The sequence below is a fragment of the Brevibacillus sp. NSP2.1 genome (assembly GCF_000470975.2).
GTDB lineage: Bacteria > Bacillota > Bacilli > Brevibacillales > Brevibacillaceae > Brevibacillus > Brevibacillus agri.
In genome coordinates this window covers 4,467,771-4,488,602 of sequence record NZ_CP048274.1, presented here as the reverse complement: position 1 = coordinate 4,488,602, position 20,832 = coordinate 4,467,771, and the positions used below count along the sequence as shown (strand labels likewise).

Annotated in this window: 20 protein-coding genes and 1 pseudogene; 15 read left to right on the top strand and 6 right to left on the bottom strand. The window is 53.6% G+C overall.

Features of this window, described 5'->3' with window-relative positions:
• Nucleotides 1-38 precede the first annotated feature (38 nt).
• The 5 genes from M655_RS21730 to M655_RS21710 all read left to right on the top strand — a co-directional run bounded on the left by M655_RS21730 (nucleotide 39) and on the right by M655_RS21710 (nucleotide 4,564).
• Nucleotides 39-893, top strand: a complete 855-nt coding sequence (locus M655_RS21730) for a transporter substrate-binding domain-containing protein (RefSeq protein ID WP_005834999.1) — start codon at nucleotides 39-41, stop codon at nucleotides 891-893.
• Between the two features lie 83 nt (nucleotides 894-976).
• Nucleotides 977-1,630, top strand: coding sequence for an amino acid ABC transporter permease (locus tag M655_RS21725; protein WP_007781739.1), 654 nt, complete (start codon nucleotides 977-979; stop codon nucleotides 1,628-1,630).
• Nucleotides 1,631-1,644: 14 nt separating this feature from the next.
• The gene (locus M655_RS21720; RefSeq protein WP_005829028.1) at nucleotides 1,645-2,295 is read left to right on the top strand and encodes an amino acid ABC transporter permease; all 651 of its coding nucleotides are present in this window, start codon (nucleotides 1,645-1,647) and stop codon (nucleotides 2,293-2,295) included.
• 79 nt (nucleotides 2,296-2,374) lie between these two features.
• Nucleotides 2,375-3,643: a sensor histidine kinase gene (locus tag M655_RS21715; RefSeq protein WP_005829030.1), complete on the top strand. Its 1,269-nt coding sequence runs from the start codon at nucleotides 2,375-2,377 to the stop codon at nucleotides 3,641-3,643.
• 3 nt (nucleotides 3,644-3,646) lie between these two features.
• The gene (locus tag M655_RS21710; RefSeq protein WP_005829032.1) at nucleotides 3,647-4,564 is read left to right on the top strand and encodes a response regulator; all 918 of its coding nucleotides are present in this window, start codon (nucleotides 3,647-3,649) and stop codon (nucleotides 4,562-4,564) included.
• A 142-nt stretch (nucleotides 4,565-4,706) separates the two neighbouring features.
• Here the strand turns inward: M655_RS21710 and M655_RS21705 are convergent, their stop codons facing one another.
• The 4 genes from M655_RS21705 to M655_RS21690 are packed head-to-tail and all read right to left on the bottom strand — an operon-like array spanning nucleotide 4,707 to nucleotide 8,198.
• Nucleotides 4,707-5,432, bottom strand: a complete 726-nt coding sequence (locus tag M655_RS21705) for an ABC transporter ATP-binding protein (RefSeq protein ID WP_026557956.1) — start codon at nucleotides 5,430-5,432, stop codon at nucleotides 4,707-4,709.
• A 4-nt stretch (nucleotides 5,433-5,436) separates the two neighbouring features.
• A complete protein-coding gene (locus M655_RS21700; protein ID WP_007781753.1) occupies nucleotides 5,437-6,243 on the bottom strand; it encodes an ABC transporter permease in 807 nt (268 codons plus the stop codon).
• Nucleotides 6,244-6,261: 18 nt separating this feature from the next.
• Nucleotides 6,262-6,852: a nitrous oxide reductase accessory protein NosL gene (locus M655_RS21695; RefSeq protein ID WP_005829041.1), complete on the bottom strand. Its 591-nt coding sequence runs from the start codon at nucleotides 6,850-6,852 to the stop codon at nucleotides 6,262-6,264.
• Nucleotides 6,849-8,198 (bottom strand): right-handed parallel beta-helix repeat-containing protein, encoded by a 1,350-nt coding sequence (locus tag M655_RS21690; protein WP_502708110.1) that lies wholly within the window; start codon nucleotides 8,196-8,198, stop codon nucleotides 6,849-6,851. The genes M655_RS21695 and M655_RS21690 overlap by 4 nt, the downstream gene beginning before the upstream one ends.
• A gap of 510 nt (nucleotides 8,199-8,708) precedes the next feature.
• Here M655_RS21690 and M655_RS21685 point away from each other — a divergent pair.
• The 8 genes and pseudogenes from M655_RS21685 to M655_RS21650 all read left to right on the top strand — a co-directional run bounded on the left by M655_RS21685 (nucleotide 8,709) and on the right by M655_RS21650 (nucleotide 13,503).
• Nucleotides 8,709-9,008, top strand: a complete 300-nt coding sequence (locus M655_RS21685; protein ID WP_283858799.1) for a hypothetical protein — start codon at nucleotides 8,709-8,711, stop codon at nucleotides 9,006-9,008.
• Between the two features lie 162 nt (nucleotides 9,009-9,170).
• Nucleotides 9,171-9,803 (top strand): hypothetical protein, encoded by a 633-nt coding sequence (locus M655_RS21680; protein WP_026557954.1) that lies wholly within the window; start codon nucleotides 9,171-9,173, stop codon nucleotides 9,801-9,803.
• Nucleotides 9,804-9,805: 2 nt separating this feature from the next.
• Complete coding sequence (locus M655_RS21675) at nucleotides 9,806-10,330, top strand: hypothetical protein (RefSeq protein WP_026557953.1); 525 nt, start codon at nucleotides 9,806-9,808, stop codon at nucleotides 10,328-10,330.
• Nucleotides 10,331-10,344: 14 nt separating this feature from the next.
• Nucleotides 10,345-10,740: a DUF4280 domain-containing protein gene (locus M655_RS21670; RefSeq protein ID WP_005829051.1), complete on the top strand. Its 396-nt coding sequence runs from the start codon at nucleotides 10,345-10,347 to the stop codon at nucleotides 10,738-10,740.
• Between the two features lie 69 nt (nucleotides 10,741-10,809).
• A complete protein-coding gene (locus M655_RS21665) occupies nucleotides 10,810-12,198 on the top strand; it encodes a CdiA family toxin C-terminal domain-containing protein (protein WP_026557952.1) in 1,389 nt (462 codons plus the stop codon).
• Nucleotides 12,199-12,216: 18 nt separating this feature from the next.
• A complete protein-coding gene (cdiI, locus tag M655_RS21660) occupies nucleotides 12,217-12,597 on the top strand; it encodes a ribonuclease toxin immunity protein CdiI (protein ID WP_005829054.1) in 381 nt (126 codons plus the stop codon).
• A gap of 150 nt (nucleotides 12,598-12,747) precedes the next feature.
• Nucleotides 12,748-12,993 (top strand): annotated as a pseudogene (locus M655_RS21655) (transposase); the annotation flags it as partial.
• 300 nt (nucleotides 12,994-13,293) lie between these two features.
• Nucleotides 13,294-13,503 carry a hypothetical protein gene (locus M655_RS21650; RefSeq protein ID WP_152344121.1) on the top strand — a complete coding sequence of 70 codons (210 nt, stop codon included), beginning with the start codon at nucleotides 13,294-13,296 and terminating at the stop codon, nucleotides 13,501-13,503.
• 1,307 nt (nucleotides 13,504-14,810) lie between these two features.
• Here the strand turns inward: M655_RS21650 and M655_RS21645 are convergent.
• The gene (locus M655_RS21645; RefSeq protein WP_005829060.1) at nucleotides 14,811-15,341 is read right to left on the bottom strand and encodes a peroxiredoxin; all 531 of its coding nucleotides are present in this window, start codon (nucleotides 15,339-15,341) and stop codon (nucleotides 14,811-14,813) included.
• 260 nt (nucleotides 15,342-15,601) lie between these two features.
• Between M655_RS21645 and M655_RS21640 the strand changes: the two genes are divergently transcribed.
• Nucleotides 15,602-17,194: an FMN-binding glutamate synthase family protein gene (locus M655_RS21640; RefSeq protein ID WP_026557950.1), complete on the top strand. Its 1,593-nt coding sequence runs from the start codon at nucleotides 15,602-15,604 to the stop codon at nucleotides 17,192-17,194.
• Here M655_RS21640 and M655_RS21635 read toward each other — a convergent pair.
• Nucleotides 17,174-18,466: a copper amine oxidase N-terminal domain-containing protein gene (locus tag M655_RS21635; RefSeq protein ID WP_026557949.1), complete on the bottom strand. Its 1,293-nt coding sequence runs from the start codon at nucleotides 18,464-18,466 to the stop codon at nucleotides 17,174-17,176. The genes M655_RS21640 and M655_RS21635 overlap by 21 nt on opposite strands.
• A 271-nt stretch (nucleotides 18,467-18,737) precedes the next feature.
• Between M655_RS21635 and M655_RS21630 the strand changes: the two genes are divergently transcribed.
• Nucleotides 18,738-20,822 (top strand): TerD family protein, encoded by a 2,085-nt coding sequence (locus M655_RS21630; protein WP_026557948.1) that lies wholly within the window; start codon nucleotides 18,738-18,740, stop codon nucleotides 20,820-20,822.
• The last annotated feature ends 10 nt before the right edge of the window (nucleotides 20,823-20,832 follow it).

Genomic DNA, 20,832 nt, shown 5'->3' with positions numbered 1-20,832 from the left:
CACTTAAAACAATAAAAAAGAGATGAGGGGTAATTCAGATGAAGAAAAGTGTATGGAAAAAACTTGCAGGTATGGGTCTTGTATTGATGCTGAGCGCAACCGCACTCGCAGGCTGTGGCGGGGGCAAGACAGAAGGCGGCGCGGCAGGCTCTGCATCGAATGGTGCGGCGGCTGGTGCCGGAACATTGGCAAAAATCAAGGAAAGAGACAAGTTTGTCGTAGGCGTGAAGTACGACCTGAACCTGTTCGGTCTGAAAGATCCGTCGACAGGCAACGTAGAAGGCTTCGACATCGACATCGCCAAAGCGATTGCAAAAAAAGTGCTCGGTGACGAAAACAAAATCGAGCTGAAGGAAGTTACCTCCAAAACGCGTATCCCGATGCTGAAAAACGGGGAGATTGACGCGATTATCGCGACGATGACCATCACCGAAGAACGCAAAAAAGAAGTAGACTTCTCCGATGTGTACTTCATGGCAGGACAGTCTTTGCTGGTGAAAAAGGACAGCCCGATCAACAGCATCAAAGACTTGCAAAAAGGCATGAAAGTGCTGACCGCAAAAGGCTCGACTTCCGCGAAAAACATTCGCGAAAGCGCACCGGATGCAGAAGTGCTTGAATTTGAAAACTACGCAGAAGCCTTTACCGCGCTCAAAGCTGGACAAGGTGACGCGCTGACTACCGATAACGCCCTGCTGTACGGAATGGCGAAGCAAGATCCAAACTACCGCGTAACCGAAGAAACATTCACCGAAGAGCCATACGGAATCGCGATCAACAAAGGCGACGCCGAGTTTGTAAAAACCGTGAACGACGTGTTGAAAGAAATGAAGGAAAACGGCGAGTACGACAAGATTTATGAAAAATGGATCGGGGAAAAACCAAAAAAATAAGCGGTTCGACTCCATGACGGATGAGCGGTTCACTCTGCCGCTCATTCCCTTATTTTCTTACGACTAGGGGGATCGCAACAGAGATGATCGATTTTTCTATCTTGTTTGAGCACTGGGACATGTTTATCGAAGGCTTCTGGAACACCGTGCAAGCCAGCCTGCTCGCTCTTGTCGGGAGCTTGGCTTTAGGGACGCTTTTCGCCATTTTTCGGATTTCGCCGATTCGCCCGCTCAACTGGATCGGTACGGCTTACGTCGAGTTTGTGCGCAACATCCCGCTGATTCTCGTCGTCTTCCTGTTCTTTGTCGGCCTGCCGGCGCTCGGGATTGTACTCGCGCCGTTTGTCGCTGGTACGCTCGGGCTGACTGTTTATACGGCAGCGTTTATCGCGGAGACGATTCGCGCCGGGATTCAAGCGATTCCAAAAGGGCAAATGGAAGCAGCCCGTTCCTCGGGTCTGACTTACAACCAGGCGATGCGCTACATCATTTTGCCGCAAGCGATCAAAGTCGTGATCCCGCCGATGGGCAACCAGTTTATCAACCTGGTGAAAAACTCTTCGGTGCTTGGCGTCATTGCAGGTCTTGACCTGATGTACTTCGGCGACCTGATTTCCGCCGATACGTTTGTGACGTTTGACGTTTACATTTTTGTCGCAGTCTTTTATCTGATTCTGACACTTCCGTTGAGCTTGCTCGTAGGCTACCTGGAGCGACGCTTGGCTGGAAGCCGCTAAGGGGAGGGGACATCATGGACTTTATCGGAGCATACGCGCCCAGTCATTTGACCTTCCTGCTAGAAGGTTTCTGGATTACCCTGCAGGTTGCCTTTTTATCGATTGTGTTCAGCTTCGCCATTGCCATCGTCGTAGGGGTGCTTCGCTACGCGAAAATTCCCGGCGTCTCCCAGGTGCTGGCTACCGCCGTCGAGCTGATTCGCAACTTGCCGCTCTTGTTGATTATTTTTTTCACGTACTTTGCCTTGCCGGAAGTCGGCATCAAGCTGGACAAGTTTTATGCGGCTGTGCTGGCACTGGTCATCTTCGAGGCGGCCATGCTGTCGGAAATCGTGCGCAGTGGTTTAAAATCGGTGGAAAAAGGGCAGATTGAGGCTGCGCGCTCCTCTGGCCTTACCTACGTGCAGACGCTCTGGCACATTGTGCTGCCACAGGCGCTCAGACGGATGGTTCCGCCCATCGTCAGCCAGTTTATCTCGCTTCTGAAAGACACTTCGCTCGCGGTCGTGATTGCGCTGCCGGAGCTGATGAACCATGCGCAAATCATCAATGGCCGCAACGTCAACTACGTGATTCCGACTTTCCTCTTGGTGGCAGTCATGTACTTTGTGGTCAACTACGCTTTGTCGATCGTATCCAAACGTCTTGAAAACAAACACGCCTGATGCAAAAGCATCTTTTCCGATCTCCAGTTCTTTGTAAAATAGGAATGGGAGATCTTTTTACGTGCTAAAGGGGGCATCTATGCGCGAGCGCCTGTTGGTCCTCATGATTATTATGCTGGCAACCGCCTTTTTCGGAGAGATGAAGGTCAACCCGCTCGGGGGAACGTTTCGTTTCTCGCTGGGGATTGCCGCTTTCTTTTTCGGCCTGCTCTGGTTTTCGTCCGTGCCCGTGATCTTGACCGGCTTTTTGACCGGGACGTTCATTCTCGTCTTCCGCGTCGGGCTGGATTTGTTGATGGAGTACCGCCCGTTGCTGGAGAGCGTGTCTGTCCATCTGCCGTCCGCGTTTTACTACTTCAGCTTCGCGATTTTGTTCCGTGTGCTGCGGGCCCGAGACTACCTGGAGTTTCCGCTGAAGATGGGGCTGATCGGCGCGTCCGTCGACTTTTTGTCCAACCTGGTCGAGCTGCGCGTGCGCGAGTATTTTACCGACTTTCCGCCGCTTACGTGGCAGAGCTTTTTCATGCTCCTGATCTTCGGCGTGTTGCGCAGCTTTTTTGCCGTCGGCTTGTACAACAGCGTCTCGATCCGGCAAATTCGCGCGGTCGGGGAGGTGCGGCAGCAGGAGCTGGAGCGGCTGCGGATGATAAATACAGAGCTGTACGAAGAGGCGTTCTACCTGCGCAAGTCGATGACGCAACTGGAAGACATCACGCGCGAGAGCTATCGGCTGTACAGGCGGCTCTTGACCTCGCAGCACGCGGAATCTCCGACGGCATTGACGATTGCCGAAAATGTGCATGAGGTGAAAAAAGATTCGCAGCGCATCCTCGCGGGCATCTCCAAGCTGATTAACCAGGAAGGGCTTGCTTCCCAGCTTCCGATCAGCGAGCTGTGCGAGCTGGTGATGAGAGCCAACCGGAAGTACGCCGAAATGCTGGGCAAAGAAATTCAGTTTACATGGAGCTGTTATGTCAGCTTGTCGACGAATCAAATCTACGCGCTGCTGTCTGTGCTGAACAATGTGGTCGCCAATGCAGTAGAAGCGATTGACGAATCGGGTAAAATTGTACTGAATGTCCAACTGGACGGACGGCACATCGTCTTTTCCGTGCTGGACAGCGGACCGGGGATTTCGCAAGAGGAACGGGAATGGGTGTTTGAACCGGGCTATACGACCAAGTATGATGAAAAAGGCAATGCGTCCACCGGCATCGGCCTGACACACGCCAGAGGCATCGTGCAGAGCTTGCAGGGACAACTGCAAATTTTGCACGACAGAGGGCTGTGGACGCATTTTGAAGTGCGGATTCCGACGGATCAATTGCTGAGAGGGGAGGGAGTATAGCCGATGATACGTTTCTTTTTGATTGAAGACGATGCCGTGGTGCGCCGCATGCTGGAGCGCATTATTGCAGACAGCGGCCTGGGCGAGATCGTGGGCCAGGCCAGCGATGGCAATCGCGTCTCCATCGACCAGTTGTACGGAGTGGATGTCGTGCTGATCGACCTGCTCATGCCAGGGCTAGACGGCATCCAGACGATCAAGAAGCTGCAAGCGGAAGGATTCACGGGCCGATTCATCATGGTTTCCCAGGTGGAAAACAAGGAGATGATCGGGGAGGCTTATTTGCAGGGGATTGATACGTTTATTCAAAAGCCGATCAACCGCCTGGAAGTCATTTCTGTGCTCAGGAGGGTATCCGATTACTTGACACTGGAAGCCTCGCTGCAATCCATCCGCAAGTCGCTGCAAATTTTGGATGTCAAAGGAAAAGAGCAGCCGGCGAGCGGGCTGAAAAAACCATCCTCGGACGAAGAGAGCCTCGCGCAAAAAGCGAGACAACTGCTGCTGCAGCTCGGAATCGCCAGCGAAGCGGGAGCGCACGATCTTTTGGTCATCATGGGCTGGCTCGCCCAGAACGAGCGGGAAGTGGACAAGCTGCGCGATTTGCAGTTGAAGGAGCTGTACACGCAAATTTTGACCAAGCTGCATGGCAACCTCGATGAACAGGCGCTGACCAAAGAAGTGCGAGCGATGGAGCAGCGCATTCGCCGCATGGTGCTGCAAGCGTTTACGCATTTGTCCTCGCTCGGCTTGACGGATTACGCCAACCCGACCTTCGAGCATTTTGCCCCGCGCCTGTTCGATTTCCAGGAAATTCGCCAGCGGATGCAAGAGCTGGAGGCCGGAGAAAAAACGACGAAATGCCGGATCAGCGTGAAAAAGTTTTTATCTGTTTTTTATATGGAAGCAAAAGCGATTTGAACCGGGGGAAAAGCTCACATAGCGTTCCGTCATGAAGGGAATCGCTTCGGCAAGGAAATGGCGGTTATCACATACATCCATCAATAGTGAAAAAGAGCTTGGGGTCGCTTCCGTCCCCAAGCTCTTTATATGTGTAGGCAAGCTACGCATGCGCGCGCGATACCAGCTCGGCAAACGCGCCGTACAGGCCGACGGTCCCGTACTGCTTCTGGTAGCTGCCAATCGTGTCGTCGCGGACGATTTGGCCGTTCATGAGAAAAATCGCCCGGTCCGCCACCGCGTCAGCGACCTGGAGCTGGTGCGTCGAGAAGATGACGGATTGTCCCGCCAGCCGCAGCTCGCGCACCAGGTCGACGAAGGCGTCCATCCAGTAAGGATCGAGGCCGTTCGTCGGTTCGTCCAGGACGACGAGCGCGGGCTTCGCCAGAATCGCCTGGGCGAACAACAGCCGCTGCTGCATCCCTTTGGAAAAGTGCGTCACGCGCTTATTGCGGGCATCGTGCAGGCCGACCGCCTTCAGCATTCTGTCGGCGTCCTCGGTGGTGCGGTTGCGCAGGGCGGCGTAAAACTCCAGCGTTTCTCGCGCGGTAAGGCCAGCGCTGAAGGAGAAGTGGTCAGGCATATACCCGATCTGCTGCAAGTATTCGACGCGCTGCTCCTCCCAGGTCAGGCCGTTGAGCTGGATCGTGCCAGCAGTGGGGCGGAGGATGCCGACCAGCATGCGCAGGATCGTGCTTTTGCCCGCGCCGTTTCCGCCGCACAGAGCGACGACTTCGCCAGGCTCGATGCGCAGGCTGAAAGGATGGACAATCGTTTTGTCGTTGATCGTTTTGCTTACCTGATCGACGGTAAGTCCGAAGCTTTGCACGGTGTTACCTCCTTTCCCATGCCCGGGTAGCGATCCACAAGGTCGCGCCAATCCAGAGCAGACAGAGAGCGACGAAGCAAACGTCGCCGAGCGCAGAGTCAATCCAGTAAATCCACTTGTAGTATTCGGGGCCGAAGATCGCGCCGCCGCCCAGCCTGGTCACAGAGTAAATCCGCACAAATTCAGCCGGGTTGAAAAAGGTCACAATCTGCAACAAAGGCTTGATCCACGTATAAGGTACGAAGCTGAGTACGGAAATCAACAGCGTCGGCCAGGCCAAAATGTAAAAGAACCAGATGCTGACGCCCATCGTCAAAGCTTGCCAGCGGTTGCGGCACAAGGCGCCGATCACCATGGCGATCCCTAAAAACAGCAGAATGAGACAGATGGAAAAGACGAGCAAAAACAGCAGGGTGGAAAAGGCAAAGCTTTTTCCGAGCAACAGTCCAGCCACGCCGGAGACGCCGTAGCCGAAGCTGACGATGGCGATCAGCACCAGCGCCTGTCCCGCGTATTTGCCCACGAGAAACGACGAGGTCGTCATCGCGTAGGTGGAGAGAAGCTGCCAGCTCCCTTCCTCTTTTTCCGCCGTGAGGGAAAAAGAGGAGAGCAGCATAGTCATCAGCGGCAGCAGGTACAAGATCAGATTGAGCATGGTGCCTGTCGTGTACGTATAGCCTTTCATGTAGGACTGCGACTGGATGATGAGCAGCCCCAGGCTAAACAGGGAGAACAGCGCCATGAAGGAGTAGGACCACGGATTGCGGAAGCCTACCTTCACTTCCCGTTTGGCGATCAGATTGATGTGCAAGGCTCTCCACTTCCTCTATTAGTGGTGTGTCGTTGTCGTCGTGCTGCTGCCGTGCGCAGGGGTGCTCTCCATGTCGCCCGATTGATGTCCGCCCGAGGAAGGGCCTTCCGAAGAATGCCCGTCCTTTTTCATATGCTTGCTCATGCTGCGCTCCCACGTATGGTTTTTCAGGCCTTCCGCGTCCATGATGACGCCTTTCTTTTGCTCCGCGACGAATTTCTCCGCTTCCGCCTTGTCTTTGAACGAGTAGATGCCGTAGCTCATCGGCGTTTTGAACTCTTTGTCATAGGCGAATGTCGCCTGCTCGGCTTTTGTCCACTCCGCTGTGTAGTAGTCGCGGACGTACTGCATCGCGACTTCATCGGTGCCGTGCTGTTCCGTCCATTCGTGCAGGCAGCCGATGTCGTCGAATTTGAGCGCCTTGCCGTCTTTCAAAATGATTTCGGTTGCGTTGTGATCGTTCGGGACGTGCATGTGGCAAATGTCGCATTTGTCCACGCCTTCCGCGATCTCGACAGGCTGTGCTTCTTCCTTGCCGCAGCCGACGATGAGCAGGCTGATGCCTGCGATTGCTCCGAGTGTGGTCACCCATTTTTTCAAATTCATCATGATTTTTTCACTCCTACGTAAATGAATGTACAGCTTCCTGCCAAAAGAATAAGGCCAAGGATGCCTGCGCCCCAGTTGCTGCCTGTTTCGGCATTAGCAGAGACGACAGCAGAGGTCGGCATCAGCGGTGTTTCGTCCCGGATCGGGCTGCCTGCACCGCTCGTAAACAGATTTTCCAGAAAGACGAAGCCCGGCGATTGGAAAAACAACTGGTAAGCGGGAATCGCGTCTGTCAGGCCGAGGTAAAACGGATTCATTTCATACGGCAAATCGCTTTTGTGGTCGCCGTCCACATCGAGGCCGAGCAGGTTGTCCCAGTAGTTGCCGTTCAGGTTGTCCGTTGCGCTGTCCTGGGCCTGGGCGGCGATGACATTGGAGATGAAGTGGTTGTTCGTCCACGTATTTCCCGCGGAGGCGATCAACTGCATGCCGACGAAGTTGAGCGAGAGCTGGTTGCCTGTGACCGTAATCCCGCTGGAGCGCTCCAAGTATAGCCCGACGCGGTTTCCTTCGATGTGGTTGTCCGCAAGCAGCGAGTTTTGCACGTCGTAGAGCAGGATGCCCTGGGAATTGGGGTTTTTTTGCTGCTTCAAAAACCGGTTTCCGACGACGGTGGCATCGGCTGTTTCCATCAGCATCGCGCCTGTGACGTTTTCGCTGCCTGTATTGTTCTTCAGGGAAGTTTGCGTGGTGCCCATCAGGTGGTAGCCGTAGCGCGATTTTTCCACCCGGTTTTGCGTGAGCTCGTTCCCAGTGCTTTTTTCCAGGTAAATCCCGTCAAAGACGTTTGTGACCTGATTTTCAATCAGTCGGTTGTCGTGCGAGTCGTACAGGTCGATGCCGTTTCCTTTTTGGGCCTGGACCGTCACCTTTGGCTTGCTCGCGCTTTTGGACAGATGCGCGCTGTGGTCGTGGCCGGCATCGCTTGCGCTGCCTCTGTCCTTTACCTTGCCGATGACCGAGACGTTGCGTATCGTGTTGGCATTCGCGCCTCGCAACTGAATCCCGGTTCCCATCGTTTCCACGGTGACTTTTTCCAACAGGTTGCGGCTGCCGCTTACGTTGATGGAGGCGTCCTCGCTGTTGATTCGTCTGTCCAGCACCGTAATGCCTTGCAAAGTCACGTCGTCTGCCGCGATCGTCAGAGCGGCTTCCTCGCTCGGATTGGTCAGCTTGACCTCGCCTTTTGCCAGCAGCTTGAGCGGCTTCGTGATGCGGATGGGACCTTCGTACTTGCCTTCCGGTATCGTGACGGTGTCGCCTGGCGCTGCCTGGTCGATCAGCGCTTGCAGGGACGCTTCGGCCTGCGCCGGATAAGCCGCTGGCAGGATGAGCACAAGCGCCAATGAAGATGCCAGCAGCAGGCGGAACGCGGTTTGGTTTTTTCTTGTGCGAGTCAGGGTAGATTCCCCCTTTGTAATGAGAGCTCTCGAACTTTCCTCCTGAGGGAAGGGCGGCCAGCTACATTCAGGATAGCAGTCCCTTTTCATTTTCGGATGACTCAAACGGGCTATAAAACGTGTCAAAAATCGCAACGATTTTATAAAAACTGGAAGGAGTTGTCGGCAGGCGGACACGGCTGGAAGACGGCGGGGAAAAAACGCTTTCCTCGCTGCTTTTCGGACAGGGGGAGGAAAATGGCAGATTGGAAGGCAACATCGGCATAGAAAAACGCTTCCCCGGAAATAGCGAGGGAGGCGTTTTTGCGTGCGGTACGCATGGGCTTTGTTATTTCTAATATTTGGGTGAAATGGACAAGGGAAAGTTCCGATACATACAAAGAAGAGATGAGGAATAATATGACAAAATTTCTTTGATAAGGGATTTTATAAAAGATAATAAAGGCGGTACGAGCTATGGAGCATAGGGATGAAAAGATACTGGCATTATTGAATGAATCGGAAAAAGCGAGCGTTCCCCTTAACATTTGCACCGGACCAGTCAGGGTGGGAAGCCGCTTCTACGAGTTTGAACAGCAAGGATTTTGGGACAACAAGGTCTGCTTGTTTATCCCAAAAGAGTTTGAGGACATGCCTGACCATTTGCGGGCAGTCAAATATCCGTACCAGCAGCGCCCGCAGATTATCAAAAGCGATGAGACAGGCGGCATTAATTTTACGTTGAGCAGGGTCGACCAAGACTTGCAGGACCAGTAACAGCGACAAGAAAATCACTTTAACTGCCCAAGAGGATATTGAAATCATTGGGGGCGAAAAGGTGGTCATTCATGGGGAAGCGGGCGTAGACATGAAGCAGGCCGATGCTACCTTAAGCATCGTAGACGATGTGACTTTAAGCGGGGCGAAGGTAAATATCAAATGAGCAAGCGGATGGACAAGCAGGCGGCCATGCATGATTTTTGGCAGAATTATGTGAGGGATCGGTGGCAGCACGACCTGATCGAGATTGACCAGCGGTACCGCGAGAAAAAGGAAAGCATCGAGAGCGGCTTTTGCGAGACTTTCAATGCGCTGTGTACACAGGCAGCCATACAGCAGGAACAAGGGAAAAAGGGGGAGATTTGCACCATCTACTTCTCTTTTCTGCGGACAAGCATCATGGAGAACAGTGCTGCGTACCGTCTGGACGCATATGATGAAAACTGGTTTTTGGACAGGACGGAATGCTCCGTGGTGTGGGAAGCGGACTTCATCTTTGCTCCCTTGTTCCGGCGGATGGCGGAGCTGGAAACGGTCAAGTTCTGTTACGCAAGAAAGATCACGTCGATGGACATCGAGCGGATTAAGCTGATAGAAGCGATCAAGTACCATTTGCTGACGGTGGAATTTATGAGAAGCATGGTGCCCATGCTCCTGGAGTGCCAAGGCTTCTGCCAGATGGCCAAATCTCCGAAAATTTGCCTGTTGGCCGGGGAATACCGGGATCAATCCGAAGTTTTGTACGCTCATCCGGGCCCGGCAGACAAACAAACCAATGGAGCGGGAGCGTAATCATGGACTATTTTTTGCTGAAACAAGATGAACGGTATACGGATGTGCCCTTGTTACTTGATGTCCACAAAAAAATCGACACGCGGGATATCCACCCCACACGCGCTTATAAAATCGCCGACCCGCTGATTTTCCATGTCAGAGCGGGAGAAGAGAGCAGCTATCTCGACATTATGGATCGTCAGTTGCTTTTGCTGTCGGACAAGCTGAAGCGGGTGGTGGAAGCGTACGAACCCGACACTTTGTTTAAGCTGGTTCCGCTGATCGACCTCTCCCGTCACAGTCAAAACAACTACTATCTGCCCATCTTGGAAGAAGTGGAAGCTGTCAGCCCCCGAAGCGAATTTAACCGCGACAAAAGTGTGATAAAAAGGCTGGTGCTGTTGGAAGAAAAGCTGCGCGGGAAAAAGATCGTCCGGATCAAAGAGAGCGAAAAACCGCTGATCGTCGTCCGGTTGGACGTGGCGGAGAGCATCCTGCGGCGGGATTTGACAGGAATCCGGCTGGAACGAGTGCCGGTTGAATAAAGGAGGGACCGATGATGCAGGGAGGAACGCGCTACGTGGTAAGAGGGGCGAAAATGCGCTGCCATTGCGGCAGCCACTCCAGGCGGATTAACTTGCCCGTCAGCCACGGCTCGTATGTGAACGGAAAACCTGTGATGAACAGTGAAGATTACAAAGCGGGCGAGAATATCGCCCATTTCGGTATTTGCACAAGCCCATCCAATCCCAGCAATGCCACCATCTATTTGATCGCCGAAGACGGACAAACCATCGCTGGCAAACCTTGCACGCCTACAATCTGCGCTCCCTGGCTCCAGGCGAAGGAAGAGACGAGAGTAGAAGGCAAAGCGGCACTTACGACCGATTCCCAGCTCATCTGCGGTTACCAGGGTATCATCCGGTTTCTCACAGACGGGCAGCATGACGAATAAATCCAAGCGGAGGCAAATGATGCCCCCACGGCCCTTACCATCGTGAGCGGATGCAAGGAGCCATTGAAGTTGAGCCTGGACGATCACGTCGGGATTATATTGACCAGCCATAAAAAGCTGGTACTGAACGCGAAGGAAGAGATCTCGCTCTATACCCCAAAGAGAGTCGTCATCCAGGCGCAAAGCCAGATTCTCGCCAAGAAAACGAGTGCGCCAAGCGGATTTTCGCTGGAGAGTGAATACCACTTCCTGGGGGCTGCCGTTCACGTGGAAGGACGGGACCGGACCACGTTTCCCGCGTATGACGACGAGCCGAAGCAAGGAACACCCCCACCCCCGGAACCGCCGTTTGATTGGGGAAAACTGGCCGTATGTGTGGTAGGGGCCGTGGCGATTGTCGGGGCCGTGGCGTTGACGGTAGCGACGTTTGGTGCCGGTGCGGTCATTGGGGCAGCAGCAGTAGGGGCCGCTTTGGGAGCGATAGGCGGCGTCGTTATGACTGCCTCGTCCGATCTCATCAACGGGGAGGCGAGCAGTCCTTACGAGTATGTCAAAAGCGCGGCCCAGGGGGCTGTGATCGGAGCGGTATGCGGAGCGATTTTCGGCCCCGTCGCCGGCATCGGCGGAGGAGCGGTTGTTCCGCTGACGGGAGGACAAACGACCGTAGGGCTCGGCTCGGCGATGTTTATGGGAGGCTCCTCGGGGTACATTGATTATTCGCTGCGGGAACTGTGGGACGGGCGAACACCGGACGGAGGCAAAGCGCTGGAATCGTTTGCGTTTGGGGCAGCGCTGGGAGGAGCTTTTTCCGTAGGGGCGTCCTGGCTAGCTAAAGGTGCCGAGAGGGTTAAGGGGGCGCTGAAGCGGGGGGCGAGTTCGAAGGTTGAGGGGACGGGTGAAGTTCCTAAAGTTAGTCCGAAAATTGAAGTGAATTTTAAAACTGGTTATGATAAGCATCTAATTGAAGTAGAAGGCTTTAAAGCAAAACCGACTATAGGAATAAAAGGTGGTCATAACCTTGAAAACTTCGAAAAGTACATTTTAGACAACTTTGGTGATCAGGTTAAGAATATTAACCAAGCTGTGACAAAAACGCCTCATCCCGATATCCCAGGAATTTATGAGATTAAATACAAACTTCCTGTTTATGACGGACTGAGCACAGCAAACGGTGGAAAAGGAAACTTTACTGGCCAGTGGAAAGAGTACAAGAATCCAAAAACTGTATATGATCCGAAAGTATTCTCTGATGAACAAATATTGAAGTTAGGAAGAGAAGCAATTGAAGAGGGCATTCGAAGTAATAGAATAAGAATAGATCCACGACCAAATGCTGTTTCAGATGAAATTGTTGGATATGTTGAAGTTAACGGTAAAAAACTGCAATTTATAGGATATAGGGACAAAGTTACTGGAGAAATAACAAACTTTTTCCCTGTAATATCGAAAACTAGTTAAGAGATGGAGAGGAAGAATATGGATGATGAAATTTATTATGTAGAAGATATAAAGGAAAAGATTGAGAATATGGAGGCATACTACAGTACTTTAGGTGATGGCTACTTTTTAGATGCTCTTAATGAATTTAAACATGGGAAAGGCTTTGGTATTGGTTATACTAGCTGTTATTTTGCCAACGAATGCACTCCAAATGATGAAGAGTATTTTGGAGATACTGGAGTGAACTTTACAACAACTCCGCCAGTGACTAGCGTAGAAGTGTATGCAATTGTGGATTATGAGATGTTTTTCGACTATTTAGTTAAAGTAGCTCAGGATTATCTATCAAGGCATCCTCAGAATAGTGTAATAGTTGAAAGTTGTTTAGCCCAAATCAAGGAGAAGTTGAAATTATAGCTTAACATAATGGTATGCTTACAACCCAAACAACAAGGTAGTACCATGAAACCAAATGCTAAATAATTCAAATAGTCTGTAAAATATTCTGTGTAAACTCTCAAAACCTACTACAATTAAGAGAAAGGCTGGTTTGAGAGGATGGCAGCAATGGCGAGATTTAGTAAGGAACAAGTAAAGGCGTTTGTGAAGGAGAACAACCTCAAGACAATGGAAGATGTACATTCAGCGTTAAAGGAGCTGTTTGCAGAGACGCTGCAATCCATGCTGGAGGCGGAGCTGGACACGGAACTGGGCTATGAAAAGCACGATGTGAAGAACAAGCGGACGACCAATAGCCGCAACGGAAAGAGCAAAAAGACCGTAACAAGCGAATACGGCAAAGTCGAGATTGAGTCTGTAAAATATTTTGTGTAAACTAACAAGATCGTACAATAGAACCAACAAACCAAACACGTGATAAACTTTCAAAAGCTCATTCCTATTTTGAGCCATGAGTAGGAATGAGCTTTTTTTGCATGCTCAAAATCATACGAACGCCAGCCTGTATTTCCCCGATGCGACGGGAAAGCGGGCGGTAGTGCTTGGCTGCATCCGCAAAAACGGTGAGAGCTGCCCTACGACTATATCAAGACCCCCCCACCCCCGGAACCGCCGTTTGCTTGGGGAAAACTGGCCCTTTGCGTGGTAGGGGCCGTGGCGATTGTCGGGGCCGTGGCGTTGACGGTAGCGACGTTTGGTGCAGGTGCGGTCATTGGGGCAGCAGCGGTAGGAGCGGCTCTGGGAGCGATAGGCGGGGTAGTCATGACCGCCTCGTCCGATCTCATCCACGGAGAGGCGAGCAGTCCTTACTTTCTTCATCAGGTACTTTTTATGGTGGAAACGATGATTTTCTTATCCGTCTAGGAGATGATTTTTGTCAGGCACTTCACAATATAGTTAGTGGTGTCAAATTGGACGTTATTACTGTTGAAGATGAATGAGAGGATTTACATTCTAACGTTTAGATCGTACAATACAACCAACAAACCAAACACTTGATAAACTTTCAAAAGCTCTTTCCAACTTGATTCATGAGTAGGAATGAGCTTTTTTGCATGCCCAAAATCAAAGGAGGATGAAACGAATGGCGAGACGGAGCAGGTAGTGGTAGTAGTAGAACTGAACGAACAGCCACCATCCGGGAAACGCATTTCCACTTGCCAGCCACACATTAAAAAAGACGCTTCCGTTGGGAGCGTCTCTATTGCCCTGCCATCTTCGCTGCGGAGCGCCGTTAGGTTTTCGCGACGGTCAACAATATCGGAGCCGTGCTCGGACCGGCCTTTATTAGTTTCCTTTCGCCCAAACTGGAGCTTGCCCCTACGGCGATTAACAAGGCGGAGGGGCGGTCGTTCCGCTGACGGGAGGACAAACGACCGTAGGGCTCGGCTCAGCGATGTTTATGGTAGGTTCCTCAGGGTACATTGATTATTCGCTGCGGGAACTGTGGAACTGTCGGACACCAGACGGAGGCAAAGCATTGGAATCGTTTGCGCTTGGAGCAGCGTTGGGAGGAGCTTTTACCGTAGGGGCGTCCTGGCTAGCTAAAGGTGCCCGCGAAATTACGGCTGAACGTCCTCTGTCGCAGGGGCCGGATGGGCTTGTAAATATTCAATGGCGTTGTAAATAAGCTCAGCGGCTTCCTTGCGGGTAATGACGGCTCATCCAGATCGGCTTCTGCATCTACCGGTTTCCATGATGCGGTTGGAGCGGTGATTGCTGCAATCATTTCCCGGAGGCGGGTGGATTCTGAGGTGTCCACCAAACTATCGAGGTAGCACAAGAGCAGAGGCTCTCCACACCTGTTCAGCTCCTCGCACCGGAAGTCTGCATTGCCCTGAAACCGCTGAACAAAATAATCGCCGAGCCGGACCGGACTTCTTTTCATGGCTGTCTCCGTTCGATGGATTTTGCTGTATTTTTTACCAAATCGTTGCGGATTATGAGTAGCTTGAGAAAAGCTGGCTCAAAAGATACCAGCGGCGCGGGCAAAAGTCTCGCTCTACGCTTGCGTGATGGAGAGAGCGGATGAATACAGCCATGCGGGTGGGGAGAAGGCTGGCCTCTTTGCTCGCGCCAAAGAGGAACGAAAAAAACCTCGGCCACAGCGGATGGAGGAACACGCATCTGCTTTAGGAGACCGAGGTTTTTTTCGTTGGGGCTGAAGGGGGTTACGAAATCGTTTTTTGCCCGGGCTTCCAGTCCATCGGGCACAGCCCGCCGGATTGCAGGGCTTCGATGACGCGCAATGTCTCATCCACGCTTCTGCCTACTTTGGAGTTGGAGACGACCGAATACTGCAAGATGCCCTCCGGGTCAATGATGAAGCTGGCGCGCAGAGGCGCTTTGGTCGCTTCGTCCAGCACGCCGTAGCTGATCGTCGCTTCCTTGCTGTAGTCAGAAGCGAGCGGGAAGGACAGCGGGCCGATGCCGTCGCTCGCCTTCATCCAGGCTCTATGTGTATGAATGCTGTCGCCGCTCACGCCGAGCACCTCGACGTTCAGCTCGGCAAACTCCTTGATCCGCCGATTCAGGCTGAGAATCTCCGTTGGGCAAACTTTGGAGAAATCGAACGGATAGAAGAACAACAGCAGCCATTTGCCGCGGTAATCTACCAGACTTTTCGATACGGGGAAGCCGTTGTCAAAAGTCACGGTGTCCATCGTAAAGTCTGGTGCGGGAAGTCCAATGCGTGCGCTCATTGTGCATCTCCTCTCTCTGTTTTTCGAAAAATATGTCTGGTACCAAATTACCACGAATGATATTTATAATCAATATCAAATGAAAATTGTTTTAATTAAAAGTGCAACATGCCTTTTCGAGTTAGCCCAAACGAAACGGCGGTATGAGCAGAGGGAATTGGTAGTATGCTAATCCATGCAATACCACATTTGCGAACAAATGAAACCTTTTCGGTTCTTTTTTCCAATCCAACGTTCCATGGCGGGAGGCTCAGACAAGGATGCAGTCGCTTCTTTTGACCATCGTGCTTGTAGTGGTGGCAGTGCCGCCGCTCGTCTTTTTCGGCTATATGTACGTCTTGTCCAAACACCCCAAGCATTCCATCATTCGCTCCCATCCTTTTTTGGGCTGGGTGCGCTATTTGCTGGAAAAGCTCGGACCGGAATTTCGCCAGTATTGGTTTGACAACGACACGGAGGGAAGGCCGTTTTCGCGAGCTGATTTTGTCGGGCTTGTCTACGCGGCGAAATACAGGACGGACCTCATCTCGTTTGGCGGCAGACGCGATTACGAAAAGCCGGGCTTTTACCTGTCCAACGCCATGTTCCCGAAGCTGACGAGCGAGCTGCGGGTAGATAACGATCGGCCGATTTTGGGCAAAAAGTACGTGATTACAGATGAAGGGTTGTTTACCCGCCAGGAAAAATGGATCGAGGAACAGGTGAAGCCGTGGCTGTTGCACGATCAGGATGTCATTGTCGTAGGAGAGCGCCGCGAGCATCCGTGGCGGCTCAAGGGCATGTTCGGGGCATCGGCCACATCGTACGGGGCGGTGGGGGAGAACTATATTTTGTCTACCGGAAGCGGAGCCCGCATGGCAGGAGGCTCCTGGATCAATACGGGAGAGGGCGGCGTGGCGGAGGTTCACCTTGCGACAGGCGTGGATATCGTCTCGCAGATCGGGCCGGGCATGTTCGGCTTCCGCGATGACGCGGGCCGTTTTTCCATCGAGGAATACAAGCGCAAGGCGAGCGTGCCCAACATCAAGGCATTCGAGCTGAAATTTCATCAAGGAGCGAAAATACGCGGCGGCCACCTCGAAGGCTCCAAAGTCACAGAAAAGGTCGCGGCAGCGCGGCTGGTGCCTGTCGGCAAAAACGTCAATTCGCCCAACCGCTTTGCTTTTCTGACCAATCCCGAGGAGGCGCTGCGGTTTATCGCCACGCTGCAGGAGGCGGGCGGCAAGCCTGTCGGGATCAAAATTGTCGTCGGGGATGCGAAAAGATTGGAGCCGTTGTTTGCCAAGATGGTCGAGCTGGATATTTACCCGGATTTCATCACCGTGGACGGCTCGGAGGGAGGGTCAGGCGCGACGTTTAAAGCCATGGCGGACGGGATGGGGCTGCCGCTTTATCCGGCGCTGCTCATTCTCGATGACACGGCGCGAAAATTCGGGGTGCGCGACCGCTTCAAAATTTTTGCTTCCGGCAAGCTCATCACCCCGGACAAAGTCGCCATCGCCCTGGCGCTCGGCGCGGACCTGGTCAGCTCCGCGCGCGGCTTCATGATGGCAAACGGCTGTATCATGGCCCTGCAATGCCACACAGGCAAATGTCCAACGGGAATCACCACGACCGATTCCAAATACCAGAAGGCGCTCGCCCCGGAAGAAAAGCAGTGGCGCGTCATGAACTACATTTTGCAGTTGCGCGAGGGACTGTTTTCGTTGGCGGCCGCCTGCGGGCTGGAGAGTCCGCGCGATTTTCGCCGCGAGCACGTCGTCTATACAAATGAAAGCGGGCAAAGCGTGCGGGTAGCGGACCTGTTTCCGTACCCCGAGAAGACGGGGGAATCAGGAGCCGCCCTGCTTTAGCCTGACCCAATGGTTGTAGTCGTGAATCGCAAAGCCGGCAAAGCTCGCATAATGCTCGAGATGTTCCTTCGCCAACTGCAGTTCGGTTTTCATCGTCTGGAGCGGCAGTGCGTGAAAGCTCGTGTGCGGCCCTTCCGCACTGGGAGCCGTCTCTACGGCGACGATCACCTGCTTTTTCAGCGTGGCCGCTTCCCGCAAAATCGGATGGGCGTTGGCGATAATCCCGTCGTTGCCCAGCGCGACATTGCGGTAGTCCATGATGACTACGGCATCTGCCTTTTCCAGCATCCAGGCGCTCAAGCTGTAATCCGTGCCCGGGACTTTGACCTGATGGAGCCAAAACGGGATGTCGAGCGTGAGCGTAAGCCCGCTTGAGCGCATGTCTTTTTCGATCAGGCGAACCGTGTCCATCCAGCTTTGCACGATTTTGTCGCGGTTTGACTTCCATTCCGGCAAAATGTACGGCTCAATGTCAAAATGCAGCCCGGCGAACCGCTCTTGCGCGGCGACCGAGGCGTTGTAAGCGCGGACCCAGTTGATAAACGCCTTGAGCTCGCCATGGCTTGCGGGAAAAGCCCATTGGGGACGGCCTTCCAGCGCTTCTACGGCGATTTGCTTTTCCTGCGCCTTGCGGATGAACTGCTGATAGACAGTCGGCGGGATGTCCCGGTCGATTTGCAGGTAGATTGCGCTCAATTGATGCTCGCTCGCAAACTGGATAATCTGCTCTTGCTGGGTGTAGAGCAGGCTGGCATCCCAAAGCCACGTGCTGCGCCGATGCTGCCATGTGCTGTCAGGAGCAGGCGGCACAGATGCCGGAGGGACTGCACTCGCATGGCCGGAAGTGGTGATCGCGACCAGGTTGCGCTCGGCCAGCCACTCGATCCGGGCGTCAAACAGCTCGCTGATGAAGCGCAGCGGAACCATCGTGCGGTTGCTGCGGAGCACGGCCGGGGCGTCAAAGTGGACCTTTTTCCCGTTGACCAGCGCGTAGTCCTGGCCGATGGTCAACTGAATGGTGTCCGGTTCTTTCCGGAGCGTCACCTGGCTCGTCTGTGGATTCCACTGCATGCCAAGACCGAGCTTTTCCGCGACAAACCGGGCGGGAACCATGGTTCGCTGCGTGCTTGGGTTCACGTAAGGCAGGGCGTCGGGAAACGTGACGTACTCTCCGTTCACGGCTACCTGGACTTGCGGAGCGGACTGGGCAAAAGAGAAGGGAGCGGCGCTGAGCAGAAAGGTCAGCAGGCCGACTCGCTGCAGTTTTTTCATGCGTGCTTTTCCTCGCGTCTTTCTATAGAATGTGCTGTACTATTTTACAATAGGACTGTTTGCCTTTACCTGATTACAAGGTTGCAGGGGAGCAGGAAAAATTTGTGAAGAAACGACTACTTTTCCACTGGATGACTTTACAGGAGCGGCGACCCAGCGGTAAAATGGTTGAAAATGACAAAAGGAATAAAAAATCAGGCTATTGTACACCTTCCTTCTACTCAATTGATGATTAGGGGTACTGCTTTCCTGATTTTTTTTATTGAGGCCGATGAAAAATCAAATCTACCTTCGCCGGAAAAATAAACTGGTCGTCGAGAAGGGACAGCATGAATTGCCTGTCTCTTATTTGGCTGCGGCTCTGCGCAACATCGAGAGTCTGGGCTACACGTTTTCCCTGGAGCTGCTGGAGCGAATCCGCACGCTGTCTGAAGCGGAGTTTTTCCCGCTTTACTCCGAGGTAGTGACGGTATTGAAAGAAATGGTGGGCGCATCCCGCAAGTACAAGCCGATGTATCCGAATTTTCCCGAACAAGTGATGGAGGCGAGCGAGGGAGAATTGTATTTGCAGGCGATCATCCACTGCCTGACGTGGCAGCTTCCTGTGCACGAGGTGAAAAAACGGCTGCCGCTGTTGCGAGAATCCCGCCTGAAGGTGATCCAGTTGGGAACGGACGAAGAGCTTTTGCAGACGGGCATGAACCTGTTGCGGGCAAAAAGCTCGCTCTCGGCGCAGGACAAGGAAGACCTCGCAGCGCTGCTCACCGAGTGCGATGGAATCGCAGAAGCGCTGCCGCCAGAGATTCCGCACAAGGAAAACGCGGCGGTCGTAGCCAGCATCTTGCTGCGTGCCGACAAGCTGCCGCCCGGCTTTTTTGCGACCTATTGCAAAACGGCGACCGACGTCTTGCGGCTGGCGGTTGCGCTGTCTGACGGCGATGTCAGCCTGGCCGCCCCTGCGAAATTCCGCAAGTTCAGCCGCGCCGAGCGCCGCCTGCTGCTGCGCTTGCTGGAAGCCAGCCCGAACCTCGCGGAAGACATGCTGCGCTACAAAGGCCGCTGGATTCGCCTCGGGGAAATCTTGCATCCGTTCGAATACAAGGACCGCTATCCGCAGACGGCGGAAGCGTTCGATATTTTGCGCAACAACCGTCGGCTGGAAACGTTCAACAGCAAGGTCGAGCTGGCGCTGGCGTGCGGGGATGTGCACGAGGCGACGAGCCTGCTCGTGCAGCGGCCGGGGGAATTTGCCCGGCGCCTCGACCACCTGCTCAGGCTGGCAGCGGATCGTGACGAGGTGCTCCGTTCGTTTGCACAGGTCGCGCCTTTGGTGTCTACCCCTGTGCTGCTGCAAGCGCTGAACCACTTCGAGAAAAGAGAAGCGTACGGAGAGTGGCGCACCTTTTTCCCGAAAGGAGAGGTGGCAAAAGTACAGACGATTGCAAACGCGCTGCCGCAGTTGCCGGAAGACGTCCGCGCGAGTGCAGCCCGCAGATGCCGGGAAGCCCTGCTGGAGCGGTTTTCTGCCCTGTCTTCCCTGGGAAAAGTCTACCTCGATCCGCGCTTGCAGGAGCAGCTCGTGCCTTTTTCGCAACGGTCGGCGAGCAAAGCGCTGCGGACGATCGTGCGCGGCTCCAGACTTCCGATCCCGGAGGGCAGTACGATCCGCTTTTTCACCTGGTGGAAGGAAGGCATTGTCAACAACGTCCCCACCGGGCGCGTCGACGTCGATTTGTCTGCGGTGCTGTACGACGCGGACTGGAAGTACATGGAGCACATTTCCTACACGAATTTGCGCTCGGAGAAATACCGCGCCTACCATAGCGGCGACATTGTGAGGGCGCCGATGGGGGCCTGCGAGTTCATCGATGTGGATATCGAATCTGTCCTTCATTACGGCGGCCGTTACGTGGTCATGTCGCTGAACTCGTTTACCAGTCAGCCCTATTGCGATTTGCCCGAATGTTATGCGGGCTGGATGATACGCAAGGCTCCACAGTCGGGGGAAATTTTTGAACCGCAGACGGTGCAGGACAAGATCGACCTCGCTTCACGCTCTACGATCTGCATCCCGGTCATTCTCGATCTGGCGGAGCGAAAAGTGATCTGGACGGACATCGCGCTGCGCTCCCACCCCCGGTTTGTCAATAACGTAGAGGCGAACGGAGGCGGCGTGGAGTGGATGGGAAGGGCGCTCACCTCGCTGGTGAAGCCCACTCTCTATGAGCTGTTCACGCTTCATGCGCAAGCGAGAGGCACGCTGACTGACCGGGCGGATGAGGCGGACACGGTTTTCTCCATGGACGAGGGAATCACTCCGTTTGACCTGGAAATCATCATGGCGGACTTTTTGTAAGTTCGCTGGT